At 59.7% G+C, this 23,046-nt stretch carries 23 protein-coding genes and 1 pseudogene; 13 read left to right on the forward strand and 11 right to left on the reverse strand.

What is annotated here, in order from left to right:
- Positions 1-88 precede the first annotated feature (88 nt).
- Positions 89-1,510: an amino acid permease gene (locus BK662_RS28090; RefSeq protein WP_123360252.1), complete on the reverse strand. Its 1,422-nt coding sequence runs from the start codon at positions 1,508-1,510 to the stop codon at positions 89-91.
- A gap of 947 nt (positions 1,511-2,457) precedes the next feature.
- Between BK662_RS28090 and BK662_RS34970 the strand changes: the two genes are divergently transcribed.
- Both BK662_RS34970 and BK662_RS28095 read left to right on the forward strand, forming a co-directional pair.
- A complete protein-coding gene (locus BK662_RS34970; protein ID WP_038979531.1) occupies positions 2,458-2,595 on the forward strand; it encodes a hypothetical protein in 138 nt (45 codons plus the stop codon).
- Positions 2,596-2,662: 67 nt separating this feature from the next.
- On the forward strand, positions 2,663-3,628 hold the full coding sequence (locus BK662_RS28095; protein ID WP_123360253.1) for a M29 family metallopeptidase: 966 nt from the start codon (positions 2,663-2,665) through the stop codon (positions 3,626-3,628).
- Between the two features lie 199 nt (positions 3,629-3,827).
- Here the strand turns inward: BK662_RS28095 and rluB are convergent, their stop codons facing one another.
- From rluB to BK662_RS28125, 5 genes are all read right to left on the reverse strand, one after another.
- Positions 3,828-5,093, reverse strand: a complete 1,266-nt coding sequence (rluB, locus tag BK662_RS28100) for a 23S rRNA pseudouridine(2605) synthase RluB (protein ID WP_123360728.1) — start codon at positions 5,091-5,093, stop codon at positions 3,828-3,830.
- A gap of 315 nt (positions 5,094-5,408) precedes the next feature.
- Positions 5,409-6,377, reverse strand: a complete 969-nt coding sequence (gene scpB / locus BK662_RS28110; RefSeq protein ID WP_123360254.1) for an SMC-Scp complex subunit ScpB — start codon at positions 6,375-6,377, stop codon at positions 5,409-5,411.
- A gap of 11 nt (positions 6,378-6,388) precedes the next feature.
- Positions 6,389-7,207: a segregation and condensation protein A gene (locus BK662_RS28115; protein WP_008074898.1), complete on the reverse strand. Its 819-nt coding sequence runs from the start codon at positions 7,205-7,207 to the stop codon at positions 6,389-6,391.
- Positions 7,208-7,837, reverse strand: a complete 630-nt coding sequence (locus BK662_RS28120) for an L-threonylcarbamoyladenylate synthase (RefSeq protein WP_123360729.1) — start codon at positions 7,835-7,837, stop codon at positions 7,208-7,210.
- 13 nt (positions 7,838-7,850) lie between these two features.
- On the reverse strand, positions 7,851-8,714 hold the full coding sequence (locus BK662_RS28125; RefSeq protein WP_123360255.1) for a PHP domain-containing protein: 864 nt from the start codon (positions 8,712-8,714) through the stop codon (positions 7,851-7,853).
- Positions 8,715-8,801: 87 nt separating this feature from the next.
- Here BK662_RS28125 and BK662_RS28130 point away from each other — a divergent pair, with 87 nt between their 5' ends.
- The 6 genes and pseudogenes from BK662_RS28130 to BK662_RS28160 all read left to right on the forward strand — a co-directional run bounded on the left by BK662_RS28130 (position 8,802) and on the right by BK662_RS28160 (position 13,215).
- Positions 8,802-9,398: a septation protein A gene (locus BK662_RS28130; protein ID WP_123360256.1), complete on the forward strand. Its 597-nt coding sequence runs from the start codon at positions 8,802-8,804 to the stop codon at positions 9,396-9,398.
- Between the two features lies 1 nt (position 9,399).
- Complete coding sequence (locus BK662_RS28135) at positions 9,400-9,699, forward strand: YciI family protein (protein WP_007984134.1); 300 nt, start codon at positions 9,400-9,402, stop codon at positions 9,697-9,699.
- 110 nt (positions 9,700-9,809) lie between these two features.
- The gene (locus BK662_RS28140) at positions 9,810-10,223 is read left to right on the forward strand and encodes a translation initiation factor 2 (RefSeq protein WP_123360257.1); all 414 of its coding nucleotides are present in this window, start codon (positions 9,810-9,812) and stop codon (positions 10,221-10,223) included.
- Positions 10,224-10,230: 7 nt separating this feature from the next.
- Complete coding sequence (locus BK662_RS28145; protein ID WP_109628535.1) at positions 10,231-10,908, forward strand: response regulator transcription factor; 678 nt, start codon at positions 10,231-10,233, stop codon at positions 10,906-10,908.
- Positions 10,909-11,188: 280 nt separating this feature from the next.
- Complete coding sequence (locus BK662_RS28155) at positions 11,189-11,638, forward strand: Spy/CpxP family protein refolding chaperone (protein ID WP_123360258.1); 450 nt, start codon at positions 11,189-11,191, stop codon at positions 11,636-11,638.
- 235 nt (positions 11,639-11,873) lie between these two features.
- Positions 11,874-13,215, forward strand: a pseudogene (locus tag BK662_RS28160) (sensor histidine kinase).
- Between the two features lie 108 nt (positions 13,216-13,323).
- Here the strand turns inward: BK662_RS28160 and BK662_RS28170 are convergent.
- Positions 13,324-13,890 (reverse strand): NAD(P)H nitroreductase, encoded by a 567-nt coding sequence (locus tag BK662_RS28170; RefSeq protein WP_123360260.1) that lies wholly within the window; start codon positions 13,888-13,890, stop codon positions 13,324-13,326.
- A gap of 123 nt (positions 13,891-14,013) precedes the next feature.
- Between BK662_RS28170 and BK662_RS28175 the strand changes: the two genes are divergently transcribed.
- A complete protein-coding gene (locus tag BK662_RS28175; RefSeq protein ID WP_123360261.1) occupies positions 14,014-15,468 on the forward strand; it encodes a TrkH family potassium uptake protein in 1,455 nt (484 codons plus the stop codon).
- Here BK662_RS28175 and BK662_RS28180 read toward each other — a convergent pair.
- Positions 15,425-16,486 carry an AraC family transcriptional regulator gene (locus tag BK662_RS28180; protein ID WP_221179115.1) on the reverse strand — a complete coding sequence of 354 codons (1,062 nt, stop codon included), beginning with the start codon at positions 16,484-16,486 and terminating at the stop codon, positions 15,425-15,427. The genes BK662_RS28175 and BK662_RS28180 overlap by 44 nt on opposite strands.
- 158 nt (positions 16,487-16,644) lie before the next feature.
- Here BK662_RS28180 and BK662_RS28185 point away from each other — a divergent pair, with 158 nt between their 5' ends.
- Positions 16,645-16,956: an Mpo1-like protein gene (locus BK662_RS28185; protein ID WP_123360263.1), complete on the forward strand. Its 312-nt coding sequence runs from the start codon at positions 16,645-16,647 to the stop codon at positions 16,954-16,956.
- 99 nt (positions 16,957-17,055) lie between these two features.
- Positions 17,056-17,646, forward strand: a complete 591-nt coding sequence (locus tag BK662_RS28190) for an HD domain-containing protein (RefSeq protein ID WP_123360264.1) — start codon at positions 17,056-17,058, stop codon at positions 17,644-17,646.
- A gap of 96 nt (positions 17,647-17,742) precedes the next feature.
- On the opposite strand, the gene BK662_RS28195 is transcribed toward BK662_RS28190, so the two are convergent.
- Complete coding sequence (locus tag BK662_RS28195; RefSeq protein ID WP_123360265.1) at positions 17,743-18,558, reverse strand: UDP-2,3-diacylglucosamine diphosphatase; 816 nt, start codon at positions 18,556-18,558, stop codon at positions 17,743-17,745.
- 134 nt (positions 18,559-18,692) lie between these two features.
- Here BK662_RS28195 and BK662_RS28200 point away from each other — a divergent pair, with 134 nt between their 5' ends.
- Entirely contained in the window at positions 18,693-19,451 is a 759-nt protein-coding gene (locus tag BK662_RS28200; protein ID WP_123360266.1) for a helix-turn-helix transcriptional regulator, read from the forward strand.
- Between the two features lie 175 nt (positions 19,452-19,626).
- Entirely contained in the window at positions 19,627-20,520 is an 894-nt protein-coding gene (locus tag BK662_RS28210) for a DMT family transporter (protein WP_123360267.1), read from the forward strand.
- Here the strand turns inward: BK662_RS28210 and BK662_RS28215 are convergent.
- Entirely contained in the window at positions 20,514-20,801 is a 288-nt protein-coding gene (locus tag BK662_RS28215) for an Rdx family protein (RefSeq protein WP_007895010.1), read from the reverse strand. The genes BK662_RS28210 and BK662_RS28215 overlap by 7 nt on opposite strands.
- A gap of 343 nt (positions 20,802-21,144) precedes the next feature.
- Positions 21,145-22,956, reverse strand: a complete 1,812-nt coding sequence (locus BK662_RS28225; RefSeq protein WP_123360730.1) for a motility hub landmark protein FimV — start codon at positions 22,954-22,956, stop codon at positions 21,145-21,147.
- Between the last annotated feature and the right edge of the window lie 90 nt (positions 22,957-23,046).

The raw sequence follows: 23,046 nt of genomic DNA on the forward strand, positions 1-23,046 counted from the left end.
AGCAGGCTCGCTCCCACAGGGTTTTGTATCAACCCTGAAAACAACAAACCCGGCACATGGCCGGGTTTGTCGTTTCTGCGCTTTGCACTTACTTGGCAGCGGAACCTGCAGCCTGCAGCGCATGCTGGGCGCTGCGCTTGTTCTTGATGCCGTAGCAGACCCACATGAACGCGACCCACACCGGAATCGCGTACACCGAGATCTGGATCCCCGGGATCAGCAGCATCACACCAAGGATGAACACCACGAACGCCAGGCAAACATAGTTGCCGTACGGGTACCAAAGAGCCTTGAACAACGGCGTCTGTTTGGTCTTGTCCATGTGCTGACGGAACTTGAAGTGCGAGAAGCTGATCATCGCCCAGTTGATCACCAGGGTGGCAACCACCAGCGACATCAACAGTTCCAGCGCGTTTTGCGGGATCAGGTAGTTCAGCAACACCGCGATCAACGTCACAGCGGCCGACGCCAGGATCGAACGCACCGGCACGCCACGCTTGTCGATCTTCGACAAGGCCTTCGGTGCATCGCCCTGCTCGGCCATGCCCAGCAGCATACGGCTGTTGCAGTAGGTGCCGCTGTTGTACACCGACAGCGCCGCGGTCAGGACCACGAAGTTGAGGATGTGCGCGGCGGTGTTGCTGCCGAGCATCGAGAACACTTGCACGAACGGGCTGCCGCTATAAGCGTCGCCGGAAGCATTCAGGGTTGCCAACAGACTGTCCCAAGGGGTCAGCGACAACAGAACCACCAACGCACCGATGTAGAAAATCAGGATCCGGTAGATCACCTGGTTGATGGCTTTCGGGATCACGGTTTTCGGCTTGTCGGCTTCAGCGGCGGTGAAACCGAGCATCTCCAGGCCGCCGAAGGAGAACATGATGATTGCCATGGCCATCACCAGTCCGCTTACGCCGTTCGGGAAGAAGCCGCCGTGGGACCACAGGTTGGTCACCGAGGCTTGCGGGCCGCCATGACCGCTGACCAGCAAGTAGCTGCCCAGGGCAATCATGCCGACAATCGCCACGACCTTGATGATCGCGAACCAGAACTCGGCCTCACCGAAGACTTTGACGTTGGCCAGGTTGATCAGGTTGATCAATACGAAGAACCCGGCTGCCGATACCCAGGTCGGGATGTCCGGCGCCCAGTAATGGATGTATTTGCCGACCGCGGTCAGCTCGGACATGCCCACTAGGATGTACAGAATCCAGCAGTTCCAGCCCGACAGGAAGCCGGCAAAACCGCCCCAGTATTTGTGGGCGAAGTGGCTGAACGAACCGGCAACCGGTTCTTCGACAATCATTTCGCCCAGTTGGCGCATGATCATGAAAGCGATGAAGCCGCAGATGGCGTAGCCGAGGATCATCGACGGGCCGGCGGATTTGAGCACGCCGGCCGAGCCGAGGAACAACCCGGTACCGATCGCGCCACCGAGGGCGATCAGTTGAATATGGCGATTTTTCAGGCCGCGTTTCAGCTCGCCTGAATGCGAGTTTTGTCCACTCATGAAAAGGGTCTCACGCAAGGTTTGATGATGTTCAGTAGACGTTGCTGCTCGGTTGCGATTTCAAGCAGCGCCGATCAAACCCCAGCGCAGGCACCAGGAGTTCAGCGTTTTTACGACAGTCATGCGTCACCTGTTTGTTTTTATCTGTGACGAAATCGAACCCGACACGCTCGTGACGCGGCGGAGTGAACAAGGCGGATAGCCTTGAGGATTGCGCTGTTGCGCAGAGGGTCACAGTTAAAACGCGGCGCATTGTACACCTGTAACCCCCTGCTGCCAGACACCGCTGGATCAGCGCGTCGGTTGCCGGGATTGCCTGTGTCCGCCTCGAGGGTCTCGGGCGACTGCAAAAATTGAGTCAGACCTTTGCAGGTCATCGATAAGGGCAGCGGAAAAATCGCCCTTCGGGGAGAGATGGAGATGAGTCACGGCGTTCATTGCGCCTCCTTCTTGTTATGCACCTGCACGACAGGCATGGGGCGCATCTCACCCTTCATACGCTGCTGAAACAAGCGTGCCAGAGCCCTTGAATGCCACCCAGTCGGCGGCGGCCGGCAGGTTTTCCTTACAGACCTTTCCTCAGCAGCATTCCATGGGGTTTGAGACGAGTTTTCGTAACATTTTATTTACAAGGCGTAACGCAAGTTTTCCAAATCAGATCCAGAGGGCAGCTGACTGTAAATTGACGATAGGAAGCTTCCTAAGCAAATATCCGACTTAGTTTTCTGTTTTTTATTAAGAAAATGGGCTCTCTAAAAATGGAATAAATAGTTCAAATGAAAATTGTTTAACTATTTTTTTGCATTTTAAAAACCTGTGAACTAGGTTTTCAGCGACTTGCCGAGCCGCATCGACCGGCACGTTGACGCGCTCTTCAACGAGTGAAAAGCACGCCGCTGTTCTTACCGAAGCTGTTCTTACCGAAGAAGTCATCTAGGAGATTCACCATGCAAGCACTGGACAAAGACTTGGACACTGAACTGCAACTGGACGATTGGTTTGAAGCACCGACCCATGATGCCGCCGTCGAAATGATGCAAGCCGACGCGGTCGTTCCGTTCGGCACGGCGATGTGGCCTCTGTAAGACATCCCGGCAGGCACGATCCGGCCGGTCGCGCCTGCCACATTCTCGGCTTGTCAGGGAGGACTACATGGATAAGCAACGCGCCATCTCGCATTTCCTTTACTACCTCGAACATCACCCTGCCGTTGCCGGTATCAACCCGGCGAAGGTCTTGCTCGGCCATACCGCTGATTACGAGGCACTGACCGGCGCCATCGCCGAACAGGCCGGTAACAGCCCACGGTTCAGCTTCAGCGCGATGCGTCTGGACCTCGAACCCACCGAATTGCTGGCCCAGGCGATTACCGACAGCGATCTGTACATTTTCTTCTACGACTCTTCCACCCTGCCCAACCCGCGTCCCGACGGCCCGGAGTTTGTCCGCGCGCTGCAAGGCGTGATGGCGCAGAACTGGAAGAAGTCGTTGTTGTTCAAGGATTACGGCGATTACTTCTACGACACTTTCAGCGTCACCCCGCAGCGAATTGCCGGGTTGAACAGCCACTTGATCCAGCGCATGTCCCACGCCACTACCCTGAGCTTCAAAGATGATCATGGGTCGTGGTTCGAAACACCCTTGAACAGCATCAAGAAGTGGACCGACATCAACGGTATCGGCAACTTCGACCTGGCGCCCGGCGAGATCGCCACTCATAGCGAGGCCATTAATGGGCGGGTGAAGTTTATGGGGACTTTCCTCAGTACGATTCCATTTGCCCGCAAGTACGGCGTATTGGCGTCACCGCTGGAGTTGTGGATCGAAAACTCCACCATCAGCAAAATCGCCACCGATGTGCCGGGACTGGAGCATGACTTCAACAAATACCTGGACGCCAATCCGTCCAATCGGCGAATCGAGGAACTGGGGATCGGCACCAACGAAGGCGTGAAAGATTTGTATGCGCGCAATGCCGGGTTCGAGGAGCGCCATTGCGGCTTGCACCTTGGGCTGGGCGGAGGTGCCAAAGGTAGCCATCATTTGGACCTGATCTTCTCCAGTGGCGTGTTGGCGCTGGATGATGACCCGCTGTTTGATGGACGGTTTGTTTTCTAGACCGGAAATAGCGGTGCCGCCACCGGCATCATCGCGAGCAGGCTCGCTCCCACAGTGGACCGAGTTCTCAGGGAAAAAATGCGATCGAATGTGGGAGCGAGCCTGCTCGCGATGACGGACTCACAAACACCACAAAACTAAAGACAGCCAAAAAAAACGCCATCCCGAGGGATGGCGTTTTTCATGCAGCGCTTACCGATTACTCAGGCTTGCGACGACCAAAGCCCGGACGCTGGCCGGAGCCTGCGGGTGCGCCGCGGCGCTTGCCTGATGGCGCGTCACGGTCGACCAGCACGATGCCTGGGCGTTTCTTCGGCGCCGGCTTGGCCGGGCGCTTGGTATCGGCCGGGCGGTCTGCCACGGGCGTACCACGACCGGCAGGCGCGCCGCGATCGCTACGACCACCGGACGGAGCACCACGGCCTTCGCCGCGCTCAGTGCGACCGTTGGCCGGACGCGGCGTACGTGGACCGCGCTCGCCGTCCTGGCGTGGCGCTGGCTTGCGGGCCGGACGTTCGCCTTCGATCTGTGGCTCGCGGGATTCGCGCGGGCTGGCAGCGGTCGCACCGGCGGCTGGACGCAAGGTACGCACGCGTTCGGTCTTGCCCACCGGACGGGACGATTTGCGCTGCATACGCTCAAGCTTGTCTTTGCTCTTGGCGTTCATTTGCGGCATCGCCACCGGCGTCAGGCCGACTTCAGCACTGAGAATGTCGACTTCGTACTGGCTCATTTCGCGCCAGCGGCCCATCGGCAAGTCGGAGTTGAGGAACACCGGACCGAAACGCACGCGTTTCAGGCGGCTAACCACCAGACCTTGGGATTCCCACAGACGACGGACTTCGCGGTTACGACCTTCCATCACCACGCAGTGGTACCAGTGGTTGAAACCTTCGCCACCCGGAGCCTGCTTGATGTCGGTGAACTTGGCCGGGCCGTCTTCGAGCACCACGCCTGCTTTCAGGCGTTCAATCATCTCGTCGTCGACTTCGCCACGTACACGTACCGCGTATTCACGGTCCATTTCGTAGGATGGGTGCATCAGGCGGTTGGCCAATTCACCGTCGGTGGTGAACATCAGCAAACCGGTGGTATTGATGTCCAGACGACCGATGTTGATCCAGCGACCTTCTTTCGGGCGCGGCATCTTGTCGAACACGGTCGGACGACCTTCAGGGTCGTTACGGGTGCAGATTTCACCGTCGGGTTTGTTGTACATGATCACGCGGCGTACCGACTCGGCGGCTTCTTCGCGCTTGATCACCCGGCCATCGATGGTGATGGCGTCATGCAGGTCGACGCGCTGGCCGAGGGTGGCGTCTTTGCCATTGACCTTGATGCGGCCGTGGCTGATCCAGGCTTCTACGTCACGGCGCGAGCCTACGCCGATACGGGCGAGGACTTTCTGCAGCTTTTCGCCTGCTGGGCCGATTTCCTGGTCGTCTTTCTGGTCGTTGATACTCATCTGGGCACCTCCCGGTGTGGTCTGTTCAGGCTTTTGCCTGAAGCGATGTAAATCTGGGTACTTTTTGAAGAACTTGGGCGAAGCGATCGCCGAAGGGTCGCGAATCATACGCTCATGGAGACGTTCGCGCATCAGAGACTAGCTGACTAATGAAGACTTACTTGATTTTCCGCCGACCGGTGGTGCCGGGTTTGCTCAACCGCGACACTAAACCAATGTGGGAGCGAGCCTGCTCGCGATAGCGGTGTCTGAGACAACATTGATGTCGACTGACACTCCCTCATCGCGAGCAGGCTCGCTCCCACAGGATTTAGGTCAATCTTCGAACTGGCGGCGCTCGGCCTCGATTGCTTCTGCCAAAGCCTTGGCTTCGGCTTCTTCGTCGGTCAGCTCGGGCTCGGGTTGCGACTGTTCGAGAGCGGCGACGGCGGCCAGGAGCTTTTCGCGAGCTTCGGCAACGCCAAGAATGTCATCTTCCTGTTCTGGTTCTGGTTCAGCCTCGACCTGAGGTTCAACTTCGGTTTCAGGTTCGGGCTGAGCCTGCTCCCCTTCAGTCTCGGTCACCGCCCCATCCCGCAGCAAATCGTCGAAGTCGGTCTTGAGCCCCTCTTCCATGGTGTCCAGTTCCAGCAACAGTGTGTGGAAACTGGTTTCTTCCTTCGGCTCTTCAGGTTCGGCGCTGGCGTCGGCCAGTTCTTGCAACCCAGCTGGCACCGGAGCGTCGTCGAAATCGAGGACAGGATCAGGTTCCAGCTCACGCAGTTCGGCGAGCGGCGGCAGGTCGTCGAGGTTTTTCAGGTTGAAGTGATCGAGAAAGGCCTTGGTGGTGGCGAACATTGCGGGTTTGCCGGGTACGTCGCGGTAACCGACGATACGGATCCACTCACGTTCCAGCAGGGTTTTCACGATGTGGCTGTTGACTGCCACGCCGCGCACGTCTTCGATCTCGCCCCGGGTGATTGGCTGGCGATAGGCGATCAGGGCCATGGTTTCGAGCATGGCGCGGGAATAGCGCTGCGGCCGCTCTTCCCACAAACGTCCGACCCACGGCGCGAACTTTTCGCGGATCTGCAGGCGATACCCGGAGGCGACTTCCTTCAACTCGAACGCACGGCCCTCGCAGGATTTGGCCAGAATCGTCAGCGCTTTCTTGAAAACGGGTGGTTCCGGCCGCTCGCCTTCTTCGAAGAGTTCGAACAGGCGTTCCAGCGATTGCGGTTTTCCCGAGGCCAACAGAAAGGCTTCAAGCAGTGGCGCCAGCTCGCGGGGTTCAGTCAGGTTCATGATTCAACTCGTTATTCGGCTCGGGCCCGGACATGGATCGCCGCGAACGGCTCATTCTGCACCAGCTCGACCAAGGATTCCTTGACCAGTTCGAGGATCGCCATAAAGGTCACCACCACCCCCAAGCGCCCTTCTTCAGCGGTGAACAGCTCGACAAACGGCACAAAACCGCCGCCCTTGAGCCGTTCCAGCACATCGCTCATGCGCTCGCGGGTGGACAGCGCTTCACGGCTGACCTGGTGGCTTTCGAACATGTCGCCACGGCGCAGGACCTCGGCCATGGACATCAGCAACTCTCCCAGGCTCACATCCGGCAACAGCTTGCGTGCCCGGGCTTCCGGGGCATCGAGCTTGGGCACCACCACGTCGCGGCCGACGCGGCTCAGGCCATCGATGCCCTCGGCAGCAGCCTTGAAGCGCTCGTACTCCTGCAAGCGGCGAATCAGCTCAGCGCGAGGATCGTCTTCTTCGTCTTCAATCGTCTCGGCACGGGGCAACAGCATCCGCGATTTGATCTCGGCCAGCATTGCGGCCATCACCAGGTACTCGGCGGCCAGCTCCAGGCGCACCGACTGCATCAACTCGACATAGCCCATGTACTGACGGGTGATTTCCGCCACCGGGATGTCGAGAATGTTGATGTTCTGTTTGCGGATCAGGTACAGCAGCAAGTCGAGCGGGCCTTCGAAGGCCTCAAGGAATACCTCGAGCGCATCCGGCGGGATGTACAGGTCCAGCGGCATTTCCATGACCGCCTGGCCATAGACCATGGCAAAAGGCAGTTCTTGCTGAGCGCCGGCCTGGCTGTCGACGGGTTCTACTGCAGACATCTAGGCCTCGGCCATGAAAGGCGTAGGGTCGCCGCAACCGACGCGGATGACTTCCGGTTCGCCGTCGGCGAGGCTGATCACGGTGGACGCCTTGATCCCGCCGAAACCGCCGTCGATGATCAGGTCGACCTGATGCTCAAGCAACTGGCGCATTTCGTAAGGATCGCTCAACGGGTCAGTGTCGCCAGGCATGATCAGGGTCACGCTCATCAGCGGCTCGCCGAGTTCTTCCAGCAATGCCAGGGCAATCGGATGGCTTGGCACACGCAGGCCGATGGTGCGTTTTTTCGGGTGCAGCAACAGCCGCGGGACTTCGCGGGTGGCGTTGAGAATGAAGGTGTAAGGGCCAGGCAAGTGAGCCTTGAGCACCCGGAAGGTGCCGGTATCGATCTTGGCAAACAGCCCCAACTGCGACAGGTCGCTGCAAATCAGCGCGAAGTTGTGCTTATCATCCAGCTGACGTAGCCGGCGCACGCGTTCCACGGCGTTTTTGTCGCCGATCTGGCAACCAATGGCGTAGGAAGAGTCTGTGGGATAAATCACCACCCCGCCGTTGCGGATGATCTCGACAGCCTGTTTGATCAGGCGCGGTTGCGGGTTTTCCGGATGAATCTGGAAAAATTGACTCACATTCTCTACCTGTTCAGACGACGGCAATAATTGGGTCATGTTTGAATCGACACCACAGTGGTGGCAGATCCTCCGGGAGCGGGCGGTATTCACCGATCTCGGACCAGCCTCCAGGGCCATGAAAATCACTGCCGGCGCTGACCAGCAGACCAAACTCGCGGGCTAGAATCGCCAGGCTGCCCACCTGTTCGGCGGGTTGATGGCCATTGACCACTTCTATCGCGTGGCCCCCTGCTTGAATATAGTCGGCAATCAGGCGACGACGCTTGCTACGAGTGAAATCGTAGTGCCAGGGATGCGCCAGGCTGACCCAGGCACCCGCGGCGCGCAGGGTTTCGACGGTGTCTTCCAGGGTCGGCCAGTGTTGTTTGACGTCCCCCAGCTTACCGGCGCCCAGCCATTTGCGGAACGCTTCGGCGCGATCCTTGACGAAACCTTCGCGCACCATCCAGTCGGCGAAATGCGGACGAGCAGGCGCATTACCGCTGTCACCCAGCTCCTGTTGGATGGCCCGAGCGCCGTCAAGCGCCCCCGGCATGCCTTTCAACGCCAACTTGCGGCTTATTTCTTCGGACCGTAGCCAGCGGCCATCGTGCAATTTTGCGATGGCCTCGACCAACGGCGCCGCATTGACGTCGAAACCGTAGCCCAAAACGTGAATGGTGGCGCCTCCCCAAGTGCAGGACAATTCGACGCCATTAACCAGTTGCATCCCCAGCGACGTCGCGGCGCTACGGGCCTCGTCGAGGCCTTCAAGGGTGTCGTGATCGGTCAAGGCCAGGACTCGCACGCCTTTCTCGAACGCACGCGCAACCAGTACCGCAGGCGCGAGGGCGCCATCGGAAGCCGTGCTATGGCAGTGCAAATCAACATTCACAGGACTGTGTAACCTCAAATCAGCTGACGCTATCGCGCGTCAATATGTTTGTTATTATGCCGCCACATCCTGCTTCTGGCTGCCACTGTGAAACAATTCATCGACTTCATCCCGCTTCTGCTGTTTTTCATCGTCTTCAAGATCGATCCACGGGTCGTCGACATTGGCGGTCATCAACTGACTGTCGGTGGTATTTACAGCGCCACCGCAATGCTGATCATCAGCTCCCTAGTGGTTTACGGCACGCTGTTCATCAAACAGCGCAAGCTGGAGAAGAGCCAGTGGCTGACCCTCATCGCCTGTCTGGTCTTCGGTAGCCTGACCCTGGCGTTCCACAGCGAGACCTTCCTGAAATGGAAAGCCCCGGTGGTCAACTGGCTGTTCGCCCTCGCGTTCATCGGCAGCCACTTCGTCGGTGACCAACTGCTGATCAAACGCATCATGGGCCACGCACTGACTCTGCCGGAGCCGGTCTGGACCCGTCTGAACATCGCCTGGATCGGGTTTTTCCTGTTTTGCGGCGCCGCCAACCTGTTCGTTGCGTTCACCTTCCAGAGCTACTGGGTCGACTTCAAAGTCTTCGGCAGCCTGGGTATGACGTTGCTGTTCCTGGTCGGCCAGGGCATCTACCTGTCCCGCCACTTGCACGACGCCGACACCACAACACCAAAAACCGAGGACTGACATGCTTTACGCAATCATTGCCACAGACGTCGCCAACTCCCTGGAAGCCCGCCTGGCCGCACGGCCTGCGCACCTTGAGCGCCTGCAAGTGCTTAAAGGCGAAGGTCGCATCGTACTGGCCGGCCCGCACCCGGCGGTCGACAGCAATGATCCGGGCGCGGCGGGTTTCACCGGTAGCCTGATCGTCGCCGAATTCGATTCCCTGAGCGCCGCCCAGGCCTGGGCCGACGCCGATCCATATATCGCTGCAGGCGTCTACGCCAATGTTTTGGTCAAGCCGTTCAAGCAAGTCCTGCCGTAAAGCCCTCCCGCGCGATGAGCCTTGTCGGCTCATCGCGCGTTCAATCGCTCATTATTCTTGTTTACCGGCCGACAACCTGCCCAATACTCGTATTGGAATCAGGAGTTGCGATGCGCAAAGGTCCGTTGTGTCTAATGTTGGTGACGTTGTCGATCATGGCGCCCGCCCATGGTGAAGAAAGCGCCAATGGCGGTAGTTCGACGCCGCTGTCCTTGAGCGCCGGCAGCCAGATCACCGAGTTGCAGCAGCGATTGAAGGTCAGTGAACAGCAACGAGAAGAACTGGGCAAACAACTGCAAAATACCGATAGCGAACGCGAAAGCGCTCAGCTGAGCCGGTTGCGCCAGGAGAATCAGCGCCTCAAGCTGCAACTCAAGGAGGCTCAGGCCAGCAGCCCGTTGCCACGCCTGCTGACAGATCAACAGCAATGGTTCGTTATCGGTGCCGCAGTTGCGCTATTGGCCCTGCTCTGCGGTATCTTCGCCAGTGGTGCAACCAGAAAACGTCGGCAATGGCTAAATTGAGTGAGTGATGAGCGAGCTGTTATTAATTGATGATGATCAGGAACTGTGTGAGCTTCTGAGCAGTTGGCTGAGCCAGGAAGGCTTTCAGGTCCGCGCCTGCCACGATGGCCAGAGCGCGCGCCGGGCGTTGGCCGAAACTTCCCCGGCGGCCGTGGTGCTGGACGTGATGCTGCCGGACGGCAGTGGCCTGGAACTGCTCAAGCAACTGCGCAGCGACCATCCGGATTTGCCGGTGCTGATGCTCTCGGCCCGTGGCGAACCGTTGGACCGCATCCTCGGCCTGGAACTCGGCGCCGACGATTACCTGGCCAAGCCGTGCGACCCTCGGGAGCTGACAGCACGCCTGCGCGCGGTATTGCGCCGCAGTCATCCAACGGCCGTCTCCAGCCAACTCGAACTGGGTGACTTGTGCTTCAGCCCGGTGCGCGGCGTGGTCAGTATCGATGAACAGGAATTCACCCTCACCGTCTCCGAAAGCCGTCTGCTCGAAGCCCTGCTCAAACAGCCCGGCGAACCGCTGGATAAACAGGAACTGGCGCAAATCGCCCTCGGTCGCAAACTGACCCTGTACGACCGCAGCCTGGACATGCACGTGAGCAACCTGCGCAAAAAAATCGGCCCGCACCCCGACGGCCGCCCACGCATCATTGCCCTGCGCAGTCGCGGTTACTACTACAGCCTGTAAAAACCGAGAAAGAACCGGATAAACGCAACCTGTGGCGAGGGAGCTTGCTCCCGCTGGGCTGCGAAGCGGCCCCAAAAGCGGGACTGCTACGCAGTCCAGCGGGAGCAAGCTCCCTCGCCACAGCAGCTCCCCCACCACAGACTGGTGGCTGTGGAGTTTTGTCAGCAAGGTAGAAAATCGTCTTTACCCAAGCTTTACGCTCCGCTGACCGCCGCTGACCTTGATCTCCGTAATCTGTACTCATCCGGAACGTACCGGGAACGAAACAAGGAGATACACCATGCGCAAGACTCTTATCGCTCTGATGTTTGCTGCCGCCCTGCCGACCGTTGCCATGGCCATGCCTGAAGGCGCAGGTCCGATGGGTGACCACATGGACGGCTCACGCCACGGCGGTCAGATGCACGGCATGCACGGTAAAGGCCCTTACAGCCAGCTGGACCTGAGCCGCGAACAGCGCGAGCAGATCCGCAAGATCATGGGCGAGCAGATGCATGAGCGTCAGCAATTGGTCGACAAGTACCTGGAAAAACTCTCGCCAGCCGACCAGAAAGCCCTGAAAGACGAGATGGCGGCCAAGCACAAGAAAGCCGAAGCCGACGTTCGCGCGCTGCTGAAACCGGATCAACAGAAGCAATTCGACGAGATCCAGAAGAAAGAGGCTGAGCGTCGCGCCGAATGGGCCGAGTTCAAGGCCTGGAAAGCGCAGCAAGCGCAAAAAGCGCAATAATGCGCTAACCCCTGGACCCAACGGCTAAACCCTGTTGGGTCTGTTGCCACTCGATTTAATGTGGGAGCGGGCCTGTGGCGAGGGGGCTTGCCGCCGTTCGGCTGCGAAGCAGTCGTAAACCCTTACCTGCGGTTTAACTTTGAAATGCCGGGGCCGCTTCGCGCCCCAACGGGGGCAAGCCCCCTCGCCACATTGGCCCGCTCCCACATGGATTGCGTTTGTTTGAGGATTTTCTGTGCGCTCATTGTTCTGGCGTATCCTGGCCAGCTTCTGGCTGGCCATCGCTCTGGTTGCAGGGCTCTCCATTCTGCTCGGGCATATGCTCAACCAGGACGCGTGGATTCTCAGTCGCCACCCGGGCCTCAATACGCTGGCCGAACAGTGGACGCAAACCTACGAAAGCCAGGGCGAAGAAGCCGCCCAGGACATTCTGGAGCAGCGCAAGCGCCAGTATCACATCGACGTTCAGGTGCTCAACGAGGCCGGTGACCCGGTCGTACGCGGCACCTTCCCGCGGCGGGCGGCGGCCTTCGAAGCGAGGCAGAACGATAATGATCGACGCCTGCCATGGCGGCGTCTGACCGATGAATACACCAGCGCCAAGACTGGCGACACCTACCTGCTGATCTACCGCATTCCGCACCCGGAACTGGACGCCTGGCACCGTGAAAGCCTGCTCTGGCCGTTGAGTGCGCTGGGTATCGCCCTGGTGGTGCTGACCCTGTTCAGCCTGTTGGTGACCTTTTCCATCACCCGACCGCTGAGCCGTTTGCGCGGTGCGGTGCATGACCTCGGGCAGACGACGTATCAACAGAACAGCCTGGCGCAACTGGCCAACCGCCGCGATGAATTCGGCGTGCTGGCCAACGACTTCAACCGCATGGGCGCACGCCTGCAAAGCCTGATCGGCAGCCAGCGGCAATTACTGCGGGACGTGTCTCATGAGTTGCGTTCACCCTTGGCCCGACTGCGCATTGCCTTGGCGCTGGCCGAACGGGCCAATCCCGAGGAGCGGGAAAAACTCTGGCCACGCCTGACCCGTGAATGCGATCGACTGGAAGCGCTGATCAGCGAAATTCTGGTACTGGCACGCGTCGACGCCGACAACGCCAGTGCTGAAGAAGTGGACCTCAACGCGCTGCTCAATACCCTGCAAAAAGATGCTCAGCTGGGCTCGCCGGAGCAGAACGTGCGCCTTGAGGCCGAGCCGCAACTGAACCTCAAAGGCTGGCCGACCATGATCGAACGCGCCGTGGACAACCTGCTGCGCAATGCCCAGCGCTTTAACCCGGTCGGGCAACCGATCGAAATGCAGGCGTTGCGGCAAGGCGACAGGATTGTGGTCAGTGTGCGCGACCACGGCCCCGGCGTAGAGGCCGAGCATTTGAATCAGCTGGCAGAACCCTTCTATCGGGCACCGGGGCAGACAACGGCCGGGCATGGCCTGGGGCTGGCCATTGCGCGCCGTGCGGCGGAGCGGCATGGCGGCAGTCTGGTGCTGGCCAATCACCCGGAGGGCGGGTTTATTGCCAGCCTGGAATTGCCGTTGATGCCGGGGGGCGGTGGTTCAACCCTGAACCCTGTGAGAGCGGGCTTGCTCGCGAAGACGGAGTGTTAGTCGACATCATCATTGCCTGACACACCGCTTTCGCGAGCAAGCCCGCTCCCACATTGAATCTACGCCTTCAGGCCTTACCGGGCCAGGCGCTAACGAACTCGGTCAAATCAACCTTCTCCGCCACCCGCGGCTCTTTCTGCGGCGTGCCAAGGTAAAGAAACGCAATCACCTCTTCCCCTTCCGCCAACCCCAAGCCTTTAGCCACATGCGCCGAATAAGCCAGCTCACCGGTGCGCCACACCGCGCCAATGCCCTGCGCATAGGCCGCCAGCAAAATCCCGTGAGCCGCACAACCGGCCGCCAATAGTTGCTCGGACTTGGGATACTTGTCGTGCTCCTGCAAACGCGCAATCACCACAACCACCAGCGGCGCACGCAACGGGCCGTTGCGCGCCTTGTCCAGCAAAGCCTCGGACACATCACTGTCTTGCAGCTTCGCCGCTTCGGCCAGCAACTCACCCATTTGCTCGCGTGCCGGGCCTTCGACTGTCAGGAAGCGCCAAGGCTGCAAATGGCCGTGGTCTGGCGCGCGCATCGCGGCGCCAAACAGCACTTCCCGTTGCTCGGCGGTAGGCGCCGGATCGAGCAGTCGTGGGACGGAAACACGGTTGAGCAAAGCGTCGAGAGCCTCCATCGGCCACCTCCTGTAGAAAATGTTTGGCTATTCTAGCGGTAAGTGCCGTAAGGCTGCCGGTTTACATGCCCTGCCCCGCAGGTAGAATGGCGCCCTTCGACTATTTCAGCCCGAGCGGACTTCATGGCGTTGCCGACCTTACGGATCATTGGTTTCATCATCGGCATCTTCCTGATCACGCTAGCCATCGCCATGGTCGTGCCCATGGCCACCCTGGTGATCTTCGAACGCACCAGCGACCTGCCATCATTCCTCTGGGCCAGCATGATCACCTTTGTCGCCGGCCTGGTCCTGGTGATACCCGGACGCCCCGAGCACATCCATCTGCGTCCGCGAGACATGTACCTGCTGACCGTCAGCAGCTGGCTGGTGGTATGCATCTTCGCCGCCCTGCCGTTCCTGCTGACCCAACACATCAGCTACACCGACTCGTTCTTTGAAAGCATGTCCGGCATCACTGCCACCGGTGCGACGGTGCTCAACGGTCTGGACAGCATGTCCCCCGGCATCCTGATGTGGCGCTCATTGCTGCACTGGATCGGCGGCATCGGCTTTATCGGCATGGCGGTAGCGATTCTGCCATTACTGCGCATCGGTGGCATGCGGCTGTTTCAGACCGAGTCGTCGGACCGTTCCGAAAAGGTCATGCCCCGTTCGCACATGGTGGCGCGCTTGATCGTTGCGGCCTACGTCGGCATCACCATTTTCGGCAGCCTGGCGTTCTGGTGGGCCGGGATGAGCCCGTTCGATGCAATCAATCACGCGATGTCGGCGATTTCCACCGGCGGCTTCTCCACCTCCGACCAGTCTTTGGCCAAGTGGCCGGAGCCTGCGGTGCATTGGGTCGCCGTCGTCATCATGATTCTCGGTGCCCTGCCGTTCACTTTGTATGTCGCGACGTTGCGCGGTAACCGTCGGGCGCTGATCAAGGATGAACAGGTTCAAGGCCTGCTCGGCATGCTGTTGGTGACCTGGCTGGTGCTCGGCACCTGGTACTGGTGGACCACCCAGCTGCACTGGCTGGAGGCCTTGCGGCATGTGGCGCTGAACGTGACGTCGGTAGTGACTACCACCGGTTTTGCACTGGGGGACTACAGCCTCTGGGGCAATTTCTCACTGATGCTGTTCTTTTATCTGGGGTTTGTCGGCGGTTGCTCGGGTTCGACCGCTGGCGGGATCAAGATTTTCCGCTTCCAGGTTGCCTACATTCTGCTCAAGGCCAACCTTAACCAGTTGATTCACCCGCGCGCGGTGATCAAGCAGAAATACAACGGCCACCGTCTCGACGAAGAGATCGTGCGCTCGATCCTGACCTTTTCGTTCTTCTTCGCCATCACCATTTGCGTCATCGCACTGCTGCTGTCGCTACTGGGCGTGGACTGGATGACCGCGCTTACCGGCGCGGCCGCCACGGTGTCTGGCGTAGGCCCGGGGCTTGGCGAAACGATTGGCCCGGCGGGCAACTTCGCCAGCCTGCCGGATGCCGCGAAGTGGATTCTCTCGTTCGGCATGCTGCTGGGCCGGCTGGAGATCATTACGGTGTTTGTTCTGTGTATCCCGGCGTTCTGGCGTCACTGAGCCGCACGGGCGCTTCCATCAGCCGCGCCCGGTATTCGCCGGGGGTGGAATCGAACCAGCGGCGGAAGGCGCGGAAGAAGTTGCTCGGATCGGCAAACCCCAGCAGGTAGGCAATTTCCAGCAAGGTCATGTTCGGTTGCGCCAGGTATTGCTCGGCCAGTTCACGTCGGGTGTCATCCAGCAACGTCTGAAAACTCGTGCCCTCTTCCTGCAAGCGACGCTGCAAGGTGCGTTGCGACAAGTGCAGCGTCTGGGCCACCGCATCGCGCTTGGGTTCGCCCTGGGGCAGCAGACGGCATAACACCTGCCGCGCCTTGTGGGTCACGCGGCTTTCGGAAAACCGCGCCAGGTACTCGCCGGCAAACCGGTCGTGCAACCGCGCCATGGCCTCGTTGGCGGTGGGCAGCGGTGCCTCCATGTCGGCGCGCTCGAAGATCAAGGCGTCATAAGGCGCGTTGAACATCAACGGGGCATGGAAAGCTTGTTTATAGGGTTCAAGATCAACGGGCTCATCGCCTTGCAGCAAAACCTTGCGCGGCTGGAACGTGCGACCGGTCAGCCAGCCGCAAAGTGCCAGAGCGCAGGCCATTGATGCTTCAGCACTCTGTCGGGTCGGCGGCAGATGATCGCCATGGACCGTCAGAATCAGCGCATACCCTTCATCCAGCAATCGGAAACTCAAGTCGGCACTTTCGGCGATGATTCGCTGATAACGCACCAGACGTTGAAAGCCTTCGGCCAGGGTCTGGCTGGACATCAAGGCATAACCGGCGACATGGAAGGATGCCGGTCGCACCACCTTGCCCATGTTCAGGCCGATCGCCGGGTTGCCGGACAGCTCGACCGCGCGCTGCCAGAGCCGCGTCATGGAATCTTGCGGGAAGCGCGCATCCGGGTCATCCAGTGCCGCATAGTCGAGCCCTAGCTGCTTGAACAGAACCCGGCAATCCAGGCCGTCCATTTCCAGTGCTTTGACAATCCCCATCGCCCAGCTTGCAGAAGTCGTTCGTTCGCTCATGGCGTTTACTACGTAATGGCCGCATGCCACGACCCAATACCCAAGGATACTAAAGTGGCGCCTATTGTCACTGGCTGATGCCTATGATCACTCTAGACTTAAATAAGCTACCCGCAGAACAACTTGTAGCGTGCATAGTCACCACAGAGATCGCAGTCGTGGAAAACATCAGACGCTTCAACAACTTCGCTGAGTTTTACCCGTATTACCTCAGTGAACACCGCAACGGCACCTGTCGACGATTGCACTTTGTCGGCACCTCCCTGGTTATTTTCATTCTGGCGCTGGCCATCGGCAACGGCGCGTGGTGGATGTTGCCGGCCCTGCCGCTGGCCGGTTACAGCTTCGCCTGGGTCGGGCATTTCTTCTTCGAGAGGAATCGTCCTGCCACCTTTCAGCATCCTGTTTACAGCCTGCTCGGCGATTTCGTCATGTACCGCGACATGATTCTGGGTCGCGTGGCGTTCTAGGCTCCATTGGCCACAAAAGCGTCTTGAGCAGCCAATGCAGCCTTGGATCCAAGCCCTACACTCAATGCATCCCTTTCGATCAGAACAAGAGGATAGCCGATGAATGTCCATGCCCGTTTTACCCATATGCAGGACGGCACGCAGGAAGACTGGGCGATCATCGCCGCAGATTTCAGCGCCTATGCCCGGCAATTGCCCAAACGGATCGTGGCGCACCTGAAGTTACTGGAGGGAGATTTCGGCGGTTTCCCGGTGGATCGCCTGACCCACTCCCTGCAAACTGCCAGCCGCGCGTGGCGCGATGGTCGCGACGAAGAGTACGTGGTCTGTGCCCTGCTCCATGACATTGGCGACACGCTGGGCTCCTACAATCACCCGGACATCGCCGCGGCGATCCTCAAGCCGTTCGTCAGCGCCGAGAACCTGTGGATGGTGGAAAAGCACGGGATTTTCCAGGGCTATTACTTCTTTCATCACCTGGGCATGGACCGGCATTTGCGCGAGCAATTCAGCGATCATCCGCAGTATCAGGCGACCATCGAGTTTTGTGCCCGGTACGATGCGGCGGCGTTTGATCCGGCGTACGACACGCTACCGCTGAGCTTCTTCGAACCGATGGTGGAACGGCTGTTTGCGCAGCCGAAGAACTCGATTTACAAGGCGGTAATGGAAGAACATTCGCCGGCCTAAGATCAAAAGATCGCAGCCTTCGGCAGCTCCTACAAGGAAACGCGATCCCCTGTAGGAGCTGCCGAAGGCTGCGATCTTTTGATTTTGCTTTGTCTTTTATGCAGGCTCTGCGACCTTCACCGCCTTCAACTCGGCCTCCCGCGCCTGAGCATCGGCCAATCGATACAACTCGATCGTACCGTCCCAATGCTCGATCAGCGCCGTGCATGACTCCACCCAATCCCCGCAATTGAGGTAATCCACCCCGCCAACCTTGCGAATCTCGGCATGGTGAATGTGCCCGCACACCACCCCGTGCAACTCGCGTTTGACGCATTCGTGGGCGATGGCTTCTTCAAAATCGCTGATAAAGCTGACGGCGGTTTTGACCTTATGCTTGAGGTACGCCGACAGCGACCAGTAGCCGTAGCCATAACGGGCACGCCAATGGTTGAGCCAGCGGTTGAGCGTCAGGGTGAATTCGTAAGCCGAATCGCCGAGAAAGGCCAGCCAGCGGTGATAGCGGGTAATTACGTCGAACTGGTCGCCGTGAATCACCAACAAATGACGGCCATCGGCGGTCACATGCACGGCTTCGTCCACCAGTTGGATGTTGCCCAGCATCAGCTTCGAATAACGGCGCAGGAATTCGTCATGGTTGCCGGTGACGTAGATCACTTCCGTGCCGCGCTTGCTCATGGTCAGCAGGCGACGGATCACATTGGTGTGCGCCTGCGGCCAATACATGCCGCTGCGCAGTTTCCAGCCGTCGATGATGTCGCCGACCAGGTAAATCTTGTCGGTGTGGTAGCCCTTGAGAAACTGCGACAGGTGTTCGGCCTGGCAGTCCCGGGTGCCCAAATGCACATCGGAAATCCACAAGGTCCGCACACGTTGCTTACGGCTGGGTTTGGCGAGCTCGGCGCTGGTCATGGGCAACCTCTGCGATATTTTTTGCGAGCTTGCGCCGGCGCCGTTAACAGTCAGTGACACAAACAAGTCAGTGTCGTGACAGTGAGTCCGCGAGTGCCGGTGTAGACTGGCGACCTGTCCCCGGGAGACCTGCGATGAGACCGATCCTCACCCTCCGCCAATACACCCAAGATCTGATCGTCCACAGTCACGACCACGCACAACTGGTGTTCGGGCTGTCAGGCGCGCTGGATTTCGAGGTCGAGGGGCGTGGCAGTCAGGTGGTTCAGCAGAGTTTCGTGGTCGTGCCGTCGGGGGCGCATCATGCCTGCGACAGCGCCCATGGCAGTCGTTGCCTGGTGCTGGATGTGCCGAGCGATCAGTGGGTCTCGCAGTCCCTTGGCGATCACGCCGAAGCCAGCCGCCGCTTGCTCGACAACGCCGGGCGCCTGTCGCTGGACGCCGGGCAAAGCCAACTGGTGAGTTGGCTGGCGGGCAGCCAGATCAGTGATCCGCTGATCGCCCAGCAAGGCGCGGTGCTGTTGCTGGCCAGCCTGAACAACGCCAAACCCGACAGCGTGGGCGGCCGGCGTCTGCCTTATGCGGCGCTGAATGCGCACATCGATCAATACGCGGCCTATCCACTGCAAGTCGCCGATCTGGCGCGCATCGCCGGCCTGTCCAGCGCTCGGTTGCACGCACGGTTCGTGGCGGAATGCGGGCAAACGCCGATGGACTACATTCGCAGTCGTCGGCTGCACATTGCCGTGGGCCTGTTGCGCGATTCAGCGTTGCCCATTGGCGAGATCGCCTGTCGGGTCGGCTACAGCTCGCAGAGCGCGTTCGCCGCCGCAGTATTGCGCGAGTTCGGTTTCTCACCCGGAAAAATGCGGCGCGAGGCTGGCGACAAATGACGCGAGTCTGGCGACAGACTTAACCGGCTCAGCACGATTCAATGTAGGAGCTGCCGAAGGCTGCGATCTTTTGACCTTGATCTCCAAAAGCAGGATCAACAGATCGCAGCCTTCGGCAGCGCCTACAGGGGTCGACGGTTGTCGGCCGGATTCGATACGTTTATCAAGGATTGCAATGACTCCCCGTACCGCCCTTGGCGCTCTGCATATCGGTGCACTGATGTTCGGCCTGACCGGCGTGTTCGGCAAACTCGCCGCCGCCTCGCCGGCCATCATCGTGTTCGGCCGTGCCGCGTTTGCCGTCCTCGCCCTGGCGTTTTTCGCACGGTTCGCCAGCAATACCCGTTGGCAGAAACTCGACGCCGCGGACCTGCGCCGCCTGCTGCTCAGCGGCTTGCTGCTGACCGGGCACTGGGTGAGTTTCTTCATCGCGGTGAAGGTGGCCGGTGTGGCAATTGCGACCCTGGGCTTTGCCAGTTTCCCGGCGTTTACCGTAATCCTCGAAGGGCTGATCTTCCGCGAGCGCATCCGCGCCAACGAAATCCTGCTGGTGGTGCTGGTCAGTATTGGATTGGTACTGGTCACGCCGGATTTCGATCTGGCCAGTGGCGCCACCACTGGCCTGTTATGGGCGGTGGCTTCCGGCTTGCTGTTCGCCCTGCTGTCCCTGACTAACCGCGCCAGCTCCGGACGAATCCCGCCGGTGCAGGCGGCACTGTGTCAGAACGTGGTGGTTGCGATCTGCCTGCTGTCGGTGGCGGTGCCGCAATTGAGCGAAGTGCGCGCCATCGACTGGCTGTGGATCGGCCTGCTCGGGGTGTTCTGCACCGGCGTCGCCCACAGCCTGTTCGTCGCCAGCCTGGCGGTGATCAAAGCCCGTACTGCGTCAGTGGTGTTTGCTCTGGAGCCGGTTTACGGCATCACCCTGGCCTGGCTGCTGTTCGATGAAAACCCGACCCTGCGCATGCTGATCGGCGGCGCACTGATCATCGTGGCTATCGTGGTCTCCAGCCGACTATCCGGCAGTTCAAGCAAGAACGCCGTGGCGGCAGAAACTGCGTCTCACTGAGTGCGGTCGTTGTGGCCCAGGTCGCGGTCCGGATCGATCTGATCGCGGACCCGCTGCTTGAGCACCTTGGCCTCGGGAAAACCGCCGTCGGCCTTGCGCTCCCACAGCTGCACATCGTCACAGAAAATGTGAAATACCCCGCCGGTGCCCGGCACCAGAGACACTTTGCCCAAGTCATCACCGAAGGTGCTGAGCAGTTCCTGGGCCAGCCAGGCCGCGCGCAACAGCCATTGGCATTGCGTGCAGTAGGTGATGACGATTTCCGGTTTACGTGCGGTCATGATTGGCAAAACTCCTGTGCCAGAGGGCGTCGCTATAATAGCCGCCTTATCGCTCGCCCCGAGATCCATGATGCGCCGTTTGCAGTCCTGTCTGTTGCTGTGCCTCTTCCCCTTGATCGTGCAGGCCGTCGAAGCCCCGCGACCGAAAATCAGAACGTCAGCCTGATGCGCGGTGTTTACTACCGCCGCGCAGACGTTCCAAAGCGAACACCCTCTACAGGTATCCTCTATAAAAATGTGGAAGCGGGCTTGCTCGCGAAGAACGATGACGCGGTTTTTCTGATAAACCGCATCGTCTGCTTCGCGAGCAAGCCCGCTCCCACACTAGATCTCCAAGACTTTCCTAGCGGATACCGGCCAACAGAGTCCGGGCCGTCTCCTTGAGCGGTTCGTCGCCTTCCTTGAGTAACTCGTTAAGCAGCTCGATGGCGCTGTCCAGATCACCGTCGTCGATGCAGGTCTGAGCCTGTTCGAGTTTACCCGCGCTGCTCGGCCCGGCCGGCTCAAGATCCATCAATTCGGCATTCAGCGGCTCAAGCTCCAGCGGTTGGGCAGGATCGCTGAACTCGTTGAGAAAGGTCTCGTCCAGAGACTGAGCGTCAGGTTCGGCGATCCACTCAAGCTCGGGCTCGTCCAGCGTTGGCTCCTCGGGCAATTCGAAAACATCGGGCAACACATGCAGGTTCGAAGTGAACCCGGATTCGTCTACCTGCGCTGGCTCATTCGACGGTTTAGCGCTGGATGATGAGTTATCGAAGGGGCTGATCAGGTCCCAATTCGAATCCATCGACAGGTCATCGAGGTTCAACTGGAACTCATCGCTCGGTGCCGCTTCAGGGATTGCAGGCACGGGCGGCGCCACCGCCGCGGCGACGACCACCGGTGCGGCGCTGATCAGCTTCGGATGGCGGGCGCGGATGTCCTGAAGTTGCTGTGCATCGAACCCGGCGTCTCGCAGGCTGCTTTCCTGCGCGTCATAGGCTTGCACGTCGCCCTGTTTGCCGAGGACTTCCAACAGCTGCACGGCCAGATCGGTGCGCTGGGGTTCCCTGACCAACGCGTCTCGCAACAAACCGGCCGCCTCGGACAAACGGCCATACGCCAGATAGATACCGACCCCTTCCAGCACGTCGCCTGCGGCAGTCTCTTCGGCCGAACCGGCTAGCGGTTGCGGCTGAGACGCCGGCTTGATCGGTTCTGCCGTGCGATTGAGCACCGGTTCATGACGTGACGGCAGCACGGGTAACGGCTCGGACTGGACCTCAGCCTGAACCTGCTGTCGTTGACGGCGAATGAATACACCGAGCAACGCCAATGCCACCACTGCCAGCAACCCAATGATCAGCGGCCATTGGGTGGTCTCGGACGTCTCGACAATCGCCGGGGCCGGCGGCGTCACCTCAGGCGCAACCGGCGGCACCGATGCCTGTTTGATTTCCGCCAATTGGGTTTGCAGCTCGATCACCTGCTTTTTCTGGCCGGCGATCTGCTCATCCTGAGCCTGAAGCTTCGCATTGAGTTCATCGATAGTCTTTTGCAACTGCTGGTTTTGCAAAACGCTGGCAGCCAGTTGTTCGGCAACAGCATCATTCGCAGGCGCGGCAGCTGGTTTATCGACATCAGGCTTGGGCGCCGCCCCCTTCGCAGCAGGTGGCGGTGCAACAGCCGGTTCGACGGACGGGAACGCGGAAGACTGAGGGCTCGGCTCGGGCTCGTCTTTGACGGGAACAATGCCCGGCGAACCCGGCGGATCGATCAGCACTGTGTACTCGTGCAGCAAACGCCCGTTGGGCTGATTAAGCTGCACCAGAAAATTCAGGAAGGGTTCCTTGACCGGTTTGCTGGAAGTCACCCGGATCAGGCTGCGGTTGCCCCGCAGGATCGGTGTGAACTTCAGGTTGTTGAGGAAGAACACCCGTTCGATGCCGGCGCGACTGAACTCGTCCGCCGTCGCCAGGCTGACCGATAGCTCGCCCTCTTCCAGACCACCAGCGTCCACCAGGGCGATGTCGGCATTGAATGGCTGATTCAACGCCGAATGCTGGGTGATCTCGCCCAACCCCAGCGCAGGGGTCAATGCCGAGTAAGTGACGGCACCACCGACCAGCAGCAGCCTGGTGCAACACCGCAATACAACGTGCCAACTCTCGAGCATGAGCATCCCTTAGATAACCAGAACCAACCTGTACGTATTCGCACATCCGGTACGAACACGATATTGCCTAGTAGTTCTTTATAGCCTGCC

The organism is Pseudomonas frederiksbergensis (genome assembly GCF_003732275.1).
In the GTDB taxonomy this organism is placed as follows: domain Bacteria; phylum Pseudomonadota; class Gammaproteobacteria; order Pseudomonadales; family Pseudomonadaceae; genus Aquipseudomonas; species Aquipseudomonas frederiksbergensis_H.

Excerpts from the sequence above, each read along its gene's own strand:
- BK662_RS28095 (WP_123360253.1), top strand. The coding sequence starts at position 2,663 with ATGGATAAGCAACGCGCCATCTCGCATTTCCTTTACTACCTCGAACAT.
- BK662_RS28175 (WP_123360261.1), top strand. The coding sequence starts at position 14,014 with ATGGCGTTGCCGACCTTACGGATCATTGGTTTCATCATCGGCATCTTC.
- BK662_RS28155 (WP_123360258.1), top strand. The coding sequence starts at position 11,189 with ATGCGCAAGACTCTTATCGCTCTGATGTTTGCTGCCGCCCTGCCGACC.
- BK662_RS28135 (WP_007984134.1), top strand. The coding sequence starts at position 9,400 with ATGCTTTACGCAATCATTGCCACAGACGTCGCCAACTCCCTGGAAGCC.
- BK662_RS28090 (WP_123360252.1), bottom strand. The coding sequence starts at position 1,510 with ATGAGTGGACAAAACTCGCATTCAGGCGAGCTGAAACGCGGCCTGAAA.
- rluB (WP_123360728.1), bottom strand. The coding sequence starts at position 5,093 with ATGAGTATCAACGACCAGAAAGACGACCAGGAAATCGGCCCAGCAGGC.
- BK662_RS28170 (WP_123360260.1), bottom strand. The coding sequence starts at position 13,890 with ATGGAGGCTCTCGACGCTTTGCTCAACCGTGTTTCCGTCCCACGACTG.
- BK662_RS28190 (WP_123360264.1), top strand. The coding sequence starts at position 17,056 with ATGAATGTCCATGCCCGTTTTACCCATATGCAGGACGGCACGCAGGAA.
- BK662_RS28195 (WP_123360265.1), bottom strand. The coding sequence starts at position 18,558 with ATGACCAGCGCCGAGCTCGCCAAACCCAGCCGTAAGCAACGTGTGCGG.
- BK662_RS28145 (WP_109628535.1), top strand. The coding sequence starts at position 10,231 with ATGAGCGAGCTGTTATTAATTGATGATGATCAGGAACTGTGTGAGCTT.
- BK662_RS28200 (WP_123360266.1), top strand. The coding sequence starts at position 18,693 with ATGAGACCGATCCTCACCCTCCGCCAATACACCCAAGATCTGATCGTC.
- BK662_RS28115 (WP_008074898.1), bottom strand. The coding sequence starts at position 7,207 with ATGTCTGCAGTAGAACCCGTCGACAGCCAGGCCGGCGCTCAGCAAGAA.
- BK662_RS28215 (WP_007895010.1), bottom strand. The coding sequence starts at position 20,801 with ATGACCGCACGTAAACCGGAAATCGTCATCACCTACTGCACGCAATGC.
- BK662_RS28225 (WP_123360730.1), bottom strand. The coding sequence starts at position 22,956 with ATGCTCGAGAGTTGGCACGTTGTATTGCGGTGTTGCACCAGGCTGCTG.
- BK662_RS28210 (WP_123360267.1), top strand. The coding sequence starts at position 19,627 with ATGACTCCCCGTACCGCCCTTGGCGCTCTGCATATCGGTGCACTGATG.
- BK662_RS34970 (WP_038979531.1), top strand. The coding sequence starts at position 2,458 with ATGCAAGCACTGGACAAAGACTTGGACACTGAACTGCAACTGGACGAT.
- BK662_RS28140 (WP_123360257.1), top strand. The coding sequence starts at position 9,810 with ATGCGCAAAGGTCCGTTGTGTCTAATGTTGGTGACGTTGTCGATCATG.
- scpB (WP_123360254.1), bottom strand. The coding sequence starts at position 6,377 with ATGAACCTGACTGAACCCCGCGAGCTGGCGCCACTGCTTGAAGCCTTT.
- BK662_RS28180 (WP_221179115.1), bottom strand. The coding sequence starts at position 16,486 with ATGAGCGAACGAACGACTTCTGCAAGCTGGGCGATGGGGATTGTCAAA.